Origin of the sequence: Methylobacterium sp. J-026 (genome assembly GCF_022829585.1) — a bacterium.
In the GTDB taxonomy this organism is placed as follows: Bacteria; Pseudomonadota; Alphaproteobacteria; order Rhizobiales; family Beijerinckiaceae; genus Methylobacterium.
The window spans coordinates 1-1,102 of the sequence record NZ_JAKSYC010000332.1; the positions used below are offsets into that span (position 1 = coordinate 1).

Sequence of the window (1,102 nt, forward strand, 5' to 3'; positions counted from 1 at the left end):
GCCAACGTCGCCCGGGTCCTGACGGCGTCGGGCGAGACCGGCAGCGCCGCCACGCAGGTCCTGAACGCGGCGGCCGAGCTGGCCAAGCAGTCGCTGGCCGTCAAGCAGGAGGTCGACGGCTTCCTCCGCGACATCCAGGCCGCGTGACCGGCGGCCGGGGCCCGGATCCGGTGCCGGTCCCCCGGAACCGGCGCCGTCAGGCCGGGAGGAGGTGCAGCAGGGTGCCGACCACGCCGAACGCCCCGAGGCCGATCAGCCCGACGAGGATGTACATACGCATCCGGCTCGCGCCGGTCTCCGACGTCAGCTGGGCGTCTTCGGGCAGGTCAAACCAATCCATCGGACCATCGCATCGGCTCGGATGAGCGGAGGGGCGACCCTATGCCGGCCCGATGACGCTTGGACGACCATTCGCCGGAGGGCAGGCAGCCCGCGGCTCCGCCGCCGAGCTGTGTCCGCCGGATGCGGCCGCGCCCGGGAAACGCATCTCGGCCAATCGATACGGGCTGTTCCGGGGTTTCGGTCGGACGGATTTTCGTCCGAAATGCGGATCGAGCGTTGTTATATTGCTTCCGCGGTAGAATTCGCGCGTTCCGGCGGTTGCACGGTGGTGATTCCTGTGCTCCAATATTCTGATCGTCAGTATCTCATCAGATCGTCGGGGACCGATTGCGGTGCATCGCGCGCCGTAAGGAGGCCGAGCATGTACGCTCCAACCAAGCTCAATGAGAAGACGGATTGGGAACTGGTCACTATCTTCGGTATCTGGATCGTATGCGAAGCATGTATATTGATGGCATGCTTGTTTGTGCTGTAATACATTGCTTCGCCGTGGATGGTCACGAAGGGCACGCCCACGCGGCGGCGCATGCGCGATCGCCGGACCGCGAACGCCGAGGAGGCGGGTCGCGGGGCATGTCCGGGTTCGATGGTGGGCCCGGCAGGACTCGAACCTGCAACCAGACCGTTATGAGCGGCCGGCTCTAACCATTGAGCTACGGGCCCGGCGGAGGCGAAGCCTCCGGGGAAGCGATACCCGAAGGACACCGTCGCGTCACCCCGGCGGACCCGCGGGTCCCCGCTTTCCCGTTCCGGACCGGAT

Annotated in this window: 1 protein-coding gene and 1 tRNA gene; both read right to left on the reverse strand. The window is 66.4% G+C overall.

What is annotated here, in order from left to right:
- Positions 1-196 precede the first annotated feature (196 nt).
- Positions 197-340, reverse strand: coding sequence for a hypothetical protein (locus MKK69_RS28895; protein WP_243973610.1), 144 nt, complete (start codon positions 338-340; stop codon positions 197-199).
- Positions 341-929: 589 nt separating this feature from the next.
- A tRNA-Ile gene (locus MKK69_RS28900) sits at positions 930-1,005 on the reverse strand.
- Positions 1,006-1,102: the final 97 nt, after the last annotated feature.

Bases quoted from the DNA above. Each gene is read 5' to 3' on its own strand.
- MKK69_RS28895 (WP_243973610.1), bottom strand. From the start codon at position 340: ATGGATTGGTTTGACCTGCCCGAAGACGCCCAGCTGACGTCGGAGACC.